The sequence below is a fragment of the Actinoplanes sp. G11-F43 genome, assembly GCF_050589265.1.
In the GTDB taxonomy this organism is placed as follows: domain Bacteria; phylum Actinomycetota; class Actinomycetes; order Mycobacteriales; family Micromonosporaceae; genus Actinoplanes.
In genome coordinates, this window is the sequence record NZ_JBNZCE010000054.1 from 47,360 (window position 1) to 53,893 (window position 6,534).

Consider the following 6,534-nt stretch of genomic DNA (forward strand, 5'->3'; position numbering starts at 1 on the left):
CCTAACGTGACGAAGCTGATCAGCTACGGGTCTGCTTCTGGACCGAGGAGTCCTTGGCGATCGCCTGCGCGGCGGCCTCCATCCGGTCGGCGAACTTCTGCGCGTCGCCACCCTTGAACATCAGCTCGTTGATCGCGCTCAGCGACTCGTCGTGCAGCTTCTTGTACCAGGTGTCGAACAGGTAGCCCATGAAGACGTCCTTGCCGGCCTTGTTGATCGCGTCGTTGGCGCTGGTCAGGCCGGGGGAGATCTCGACGCCGTCGGCAGCGCCGGCGACCACGGTCAGGGACTTGGTGAGCTTGGTGAACTCCAGGGCGGCCTCCTTGGAGAGCATCACCCGCAGGTACTCCATGCCACCGCGCGGGTTCTTGCCCTTCGACGAGGCGAAGTAGATCTCACCGGCCGCGGCGTTCAGCGCGGTCGCCGGCAGCGCGTCCGAGGCGGTCACGCTCGGGTACGCGGCCACCGCGTACTGGAAGCCCGGCGGGGTGTCCTTGGCCTGCTCGTTCTCCAGCCAGGAGCCACACGGGTAGAAGGCGACCTTGTCCTGGTTCTGGCGCAGCTGGACCTCGGTGTGCTTGAGGCCGAGGAACGACTTGTCCAGGTACTTGTTGCCGATCTCGCCCCAGGCCTTGGCGGCCTCCAGGACGGCCGGAGCGGTCCAGGCGCCCGGCTTCAGGTTGTCGATGTCCTTCAGGGCCTGCTCTCCACCGATCTTGCCGGCGCTGGTCAGCAGGGCGCGGACCATGTAGTAGCCGGCGTTGGCGCCCGCGTACCCGAAAGGCACGATGCCCTTGGCCTTGATCTGGTCGCACAGGGCGGTGAACTCGGCCCAGGTGGTCGGCACGGTCCAGCTGTTCTTCTCGAACAGGGCCTTGTTGTACCAGAGACCGAAGACGGTGTACGCGTAGTTCACCGCGTACGGCTTGCCGCTGTAGGTGCCCTGCTCGATGGCGCCCGGCACCAGCGTCTCGGCGACCGTCTTGCCGGGGATGTCGAAGGACGGGGCGGCGAACAGGTCGGTCAGGTCCTGGGCCTGCCCGGCCGCGACGATGGCGCCGAAGTCCATCATCTTCGCGCCCGAGTTGTTGATCATGTCGGGGGCGTCGCCGGCGTTGAGCCGGGGCTGGATGACCGTCCCGATCTCCTGGGTGGCCGAGTAGTTGACCTTCGACTCCGGCCACTTCTTGGTGTAGATCGGAGTGTCCACGTCGGTCGCGTACTTGGTGCCCAGACCGCCGTCGAAGATGACGATCTCGACCGGCGCCTTCGGGTCGATGCCGAGCGGGTTGTCCGCCGACTTCGTCCCGGTGGCCTGGTCGCCGGTGGTCTCCTCGGAGCCGCCACCGACACAGGCGCTCAGCATGCCCACCGCCGGGGTCGCCGCCAGGCCGACCGCCGCGGCACGGCGCAGCAGGCTACGCCGGTCCAGCTCAGAGTTCGAAATAGCAGACATCGATATCCTTTCGGGTCAACCCTTGACGGCGCCCGCGGTCAGACCGGTGGCGATATTGCGCTGGATGATCAGGAAGAACACCACCACGGGGATCGAGGTGATGATCGCACCGGCCATGAGGGGGCCCCAGGCGGTGCCGCGTTCGGTCTGGTTGTACAGCAGCCAGGCCATCAGGTTCTGGTGGTTCGGGTCGTTCAGCGTGTTGATGATGATGAACTCGTTCCACGCCTGGATGAACCCGTACACCGAGGTGGCGACCAGTCCGGGACCGGTCAGCGGCAGGATGATCTTCCAGAACACCTGGGCCCGGGTGCACCCGTCGATCATGGCCGCCTCGTCCAGTTCACGGGGGATTCCGGAGATGAAACCACGCAGAGTCCACACCGTGTACGGCAGCAGCAGAACCAGATAGACCAGGGCCACACCGACCAGAGTGTTGGTCAGGTTCGCGCCCTGCAACATGAGAAAGAGCGGAATCAGCAGAGCCAGGAACGGCACCAGCTGTACGGCCAGCACGACCAGGATGATCGCCTTGCGCCCGTAGAAGCTGAACCGGGCGATCGCCAGCGCCGCCAGGAAGCCCACCACCAGCGCGGCGGCCACCGCCATCGCGGTGATGATCAGTCCGTTGAGCATGCTCGGCAGGAAGTGCTCCTCGCCCAGCGCCGACCGGAAGTTGTCCAGGGTCGGGTTCTCCGGCCAGAACGTGGGCGTGAACGCCCGTACCTCGGCGTCCGGTTTGAACGCCGTGTTCAGCACCCAGTAGACCGGGAAGATCATGACGAGGCCGAAGACGATGCCCCCGGTGTTGGCGAAGAACGAGCCGATCCGGCTGCGTCCGACGGTGACCACACCGTCGTCGTGGCGGGCCATCAGTCCACCTCTCCGATCTTGAACATCTGGCGGATGTAGAACACCATCACGCCGAGCATCAGCAGCACGGTGATCACCGAGATCGCCGAGCCGTAGCTGTACAGGGAACGACCGAACGCCTGCGTGTACGAGTAGGTCGCCAGCGTCTGGTAGACCGGCTCCGGGTGGCTGTCGCGCAGTGCCCAGTTCTGGGTGAACAGGCCGAAGTTCCAGATCACCGACAGCGTGGTGACGATGGTGAGCAGCGGCTTCAGGATCGGCAGGGTGATGTTGCGCAGCGTCTGCCAGGCCGAGGCGCCGTCCACCGTCGCGGCCTCGATCAGCTCCTTCGGCACCTGGGTGAGGCCCGCGCTCAGCGAGATCGCCAGGAACGGGATGCCGGCCCAGACCACCAGCGTGGTGATCACCGCCCAGCCCTCCCAGGGGTTGACGAACCAGCTGTGGTTCAGCCACTGGTCGCCGAAGACCTGCGCGAACAGGTAGTTCAGCACGCCGAAGTCGGAGTCGGTGAGCCACCGGAACGCCTGCGCCGCGACCAGCTGGGGCAGCGCCCAGACGAACATCATCGCGATCATCATGAAGATCCGGACCTTGGCATGGACCCGGCGCATCAGCAGCGCGATGCCGAGCCCGGCCGTCACCGACAGGGTGACCGAGACGGCGGTGAAGGCGGCGGTCCGGGCCACGATGGTCCAGAACACGTCGTCGGTCAGGGCCTTGGCGTACTGGTCGAAACCGGCCCACGGCGGGGTCGCGCCGCTGAACAGCTCCCTCAGCCGCATGTTCTGGAACGACAGCACGATCATGCGGTAGAGCGGGTAGCCCAGCATGCCGATCAGGATCAGCAGGGTGGGCAGGGCGAGCAGCCAGGCGGTCCGGGCGTCCCGCCGACTCCTCGTCCTGGATCGGTCGGCGGTTCTCACCGGAGCGGGCGCCGGTGCCGGTGCGGGCCGGGAGTCGACGGCTTGCATCATGATCCTCCAGTGCGGTGTGCCGCCTGTCCTCTCGAACAGGCGGCACAGGCGTCGTCAGGCCTCGTTGAGCGTGGCGGCGATCTGCTCGTCCGCCCACTTGGCACCGTCGGCCACCGACTTCTTACCGGTCAGCACGTCGGTCAGCATGGTCTGCAGGATGCTGGCCTTCTCCACGTCCGCCCACTTCTCGGCGTTCGGCGGGAACCAGCTGTTCTTCGCCGACAGCGCGGCCGCGGCCAGCTTCGGGTTGTCGGTGGCGGCCTTGTCCATCAGCGAGGAGGCGTTCGGCAGCGCGCTGGCCTTGACCAGGCCCTCCATCGACTTGCTGTCGGTGAAGTACTTGACCCACTGCGCGGCGAGCTCCTTGTTGGTGCTCTTCGCGGTCACACCCAGGTTCGAGCCACCGAGGAACGACGGCACCTCGGGCAGCGGGGCGGCGGCCAGCTTGCCCTTGACCTTGGTCGGGACCAGCTCGGAGTTCGGGTCGTTCGGGTCCTTGCGGGTCTCCTCAGCGACGCCCTGCTCCCAGCCGTTGCCGTAGAAGGCGCCGGCCGAGCCCTGCGCGACGATGGCGCCCTGCTCGTTCTCGTTCTTGGTCGGGTCGGCCTTCGAGTACTTCTTGGTCATGTCGACCCAGCGCTGCAGGCCCTCCTGCGACTGCGGGCTGGACAGCTGCCCGACCCACTGGTCGCCCTCCTTCTTCGCGATCTCGCCACCGGTCGACTTGACCCAGGACATCGCGGCGTACCAGTACTGGCCCGGCATGTAGATCGCGCTGAACTTCTTGTCCGACGCGTTGCCGGTCTGCACCTTGTCCAGGGCGGAGAGGAAGTCGGCGTACGTCTTCGGGGCTTCCTTGATGCCGGCCTTGTCGAACAGGTCGGTGCGGTAGATCATCACGCGGGCACCGGCGTAGTACGGCACGCAGTAGGTCTTGCCCTCGGACTCACAGGCGCCGGACAGGCCGGACAGCCAGGTGTCGGAGTTCTCGAAGTCGGTCTTGTTCAGCTCGGCGAAGCCGCCGGAGAACACGTACTTGGGGAACTCGGTGTTGCCCAGCTCGACCACGTCCGGCACGTCCGAACCGGCCAGGGTGGCGTCCAGCTTGGTCAGGTGGTTCGCCCACTGCTGGTACTCGACGTTGACCTGCGCGCCGGTGGCCTCGGTGAACCGCTTGGAGGCGTCGTCCACGACGTCCTTCCAGCTGGTCTCGGCGTCGACCATGAGCCAGACCTTGATGGTCTTGCCGGCGCCGTCCACCTTGCCGGTGGCCGAGGTCGCGCCCTCGTCAGTGTCGCCACCGCTACAGGCGGCCACACCGAGCAGTGACGCGGCGAGCGCCGCCGCGACCGCGATCTTGCGCTTCACTTTTCCTCCCGAGGGGAATTCATGCGTTTTCAAAGGGGTTCAGCTGTCCTTCACGGCCTTGTGCCCGTGCACCGCCTGAGCGGTGCGCTGGAACGCGGCGTGCGAACGTTCGTGTGTGCGTTGTGCGACGGCCACGTACAGCAGGTCGAGAACGACCAGCTGGGGATGCCGGGCGCTGAGCGCGTCCGGCCGGAAGGTCGTCGCCTGGGTGGCGGTGAGCAGGACGATGTCCGCCAACTCGGCCAGCGGGGATCGGGGGAAGCTGGTGAGCGCGATCGTGGTGGCGCCCCGGCTGTTCGCTTCCGCGAGCAGCTCGATCGTCTCGCCGGTCCCGCCACTGTGCGAGACGCCGAGCGCGACGTCGCCGGGCCTCGACAGCGCGGCGCTGGCCAGACCGTTGTGCACGTCGGTCCAGGCCCACACCGGGATGCCGATGCGGTGCAGACTGAACTGCATCTCCTCGCCGACCAGCGCGCTTCCGCTGGCGCCGAAGATGTTCACCCGCGGCGCGGCGGCGATCGCCACCGCGGCCCGCTCCACCTCGCGCAGGTCCAGCAGCGAGGCGGTGTCGTGCATGGCCCGGGTGTCGGCCGCCATGATCTGCCCGAGGACCCGTTCGAGCGGGTCGTTCGGCTGGATCTCCCGGCCGATGTCCACGGTCCACCCGGCCGAGCGTGCCCGGCCGGTCTCCGCCGCGATGCCGAGGCGGAGGTCCGCGTACCCGTCGAAACCGACCGCCCGGCAGAACCGGGTGACCGTCGCCGGCGAGGTGCCACTGCGCTCGGCCAGCTCGACGATGGTGGCCCGGGAGGCCGCCGCCGGGTCGGTGAGCACCTGCTCGGCGACCCGTTGCAGCGCCCCGGTGAAGTCCGGCAGCAGCGTCCTGACCCGTGCGAGCACCCCGTCGGCGGGCCCGTGGCTCACACCGTTGCGGGCAGCGACCGCGGTCCCCGCGGTGCCGTCCATCTCCGGCTCAGCCATCGGACACCCTTTCAGGAAGGACTGTTTACTGTCGCGGTAAAAGTTCTTACTAACGGCCCCCTGCTGTCAAGGTTGTGAAGGAAGTTTTCAAACCGTTACCCGACCAGCGCGAATGAACGGATGTTTCGGACGGCACAGATGACAACCATCGATCCGTAAATGACTGTTACGACGTGGCCGCCATCACATGTCCGGCTTGCGCCCGTTTTCTACCGGTACGTTCGGCGGGTTTGGCTAGCCCTTTCGGCCGACGCGAGGTAGTCCTTTCGGTCGGTCCTCGTGACGCGCCGAAACCTCTCCGTCACACCCGAAACAAGATCAAAAAAATTTCCGGTACGCCCCACGGCCCCACAACCACAACACCCCGCCCCATGCCGTCCCCGCGACGCCACCCCGGCTCCAGACCGCCCGGCGCCCGCCGGGCGAATGCGAACGCCCTCACCCACCCACACCCGCTCCCCCTCATCCGGCCGCACCCCGCTCCCCCTCATCCGGCCGCACCCCGCTCCCCCTCACCCCGCCGCGCTCCGCTCCCCCTCACCCCGCCGCGCTCCGCTCCCCCTCACCCCGCCGCGCTCCGCTCCCCTTCACCCCGCCGCGCCCCTACCCACCGAACCCGCCGCGGCCGGCCCGCTCATCCCGCCGCACCCACCTCCGGTAGCCCCACCCGCGCATCAACCCTCACCGCCCACCGCGCCCACCGCGCCCACCGCGCCCACCGCGCCCACGCCGCTCGCCTCGTTCACGCCCCTCGCCGCGACCGCTCCGCTTGCCGCATCTGCGCCCCTCACCGCCACACCCCGCCACTCACCGCACCCACGCCGCTCGCCGTGCCTGCGCCGCTTACTGCCACACCCACGCCGCCCACCGCAGCCACGCCGC

5 protein-coding genes are annotated in these 6,534 nt (G+C 67.8%); all 5 read right to left on the reverse strand.

The genetic code is table 11. From position 1 onward, the window contains the following. Positions 1–19 precede the first annotated feature (19 nt). From ngcE to ACQ0O7_RS41685, 5 genes are read right to left on the reverse strand one after another with little or no spacing between them, the layout of a single operon-like run. Entirely contained in the window at positions 20–1,456 is a 1,437-nt protein-coding gene (ngcE, locus tag ACQ0O7_RS41665; protein WP_430791385.1) for an N-acetylglucosamine/diacetylchitobiose ABC transporter substrate-binding protein, read from the reverse strand. 15 nt (positions 1,457–1,471) lie between these two features. Further along, positions 1,472–2,329: a carbohydrate ABC transporter permease gene (locus ACQ0O7_RS41670; protein ID WP_430791387.1), complete on the reverse strand. Its 858-nt coding sequence runs from the start codon at positions 2,327–2,329 to the stop codon at positions 1,472–1,474. Then, positions 2,329–3,300: a carbohydrate ABC transporter permease gene (locus ACQ0O7_RS41675; RefSeq protein ID WP_430791389.1), complete on the reverse strand. Its 972-nt coding sequence runs from the start codon at positions 3,298–3,300 to the stop codon at positions 2,329–2,331. Before ACQ0O7_RS41675 ends, ACQ0O7_RS41670 begins: the two co-directional genes overlap by 1 nt. 57 nt (positions 3,301–3,357) lie before the next feature. Beyond that, positions 3,358–4,671, reverse strand: a complete 1,314-nt coding sequence (locus ACQ0O7_RS41680) for an extracellular solute-binding protein (protein WP_430791391.1) — start codon at positions 4,669–4,671, stop codon at positions 3,358–3,360. A gap of 39 nt (positions 4,672–4,710) precedes the next feature. Continuing rightward, on the reverse strand, positions 4,711–5,652 hold the full coding sequence (locus tag ACQ0O7_RS41685) for a MurR/RpiR family transcriptional regulator (protein ID WP_430791393.1): 942 nt from the start codon (positions 5,650–5,652) through the stop codon (positions 4,711–4,713). Between the last annotated feature and the right edge of the window lie 882 nt (positions 5,653–6,534).

Excerpts from the sequence above, each read along its gene's own strand:
- ngcE (WP_430791385.1), bottom strand. The coding sequence starts at position 1,456 with ATGTCTGCTATTTCGAACTCTGAGCTGGACCGGCGTAGCCTGCTGCGC.
- ACQ0O7_RS41670 (WP_430791387.1), bottom strand. The coding sequence starts at position 2,329 with ATGGCCCGCCACGACGACGGTGTGGTCACCGTCGGACGCAGCCGGATC.
- ACQ0O7_RS41675 (WP_430791389.1), bottom strand. The coding sequence starts at position 3,300 with ATGCAAGCCGTCGACTCCCGGCCCGCACCGGCACCGGCGCCCGCTCCG.
- ACQ0O7_RS41685 (WP_430791393.1), bottom strand. The coding sequence starts at position 5,652 with ATGGCTGAGCCGGAGATGGACGGCACCGCGGGGACCGCGGTCGCTGCC.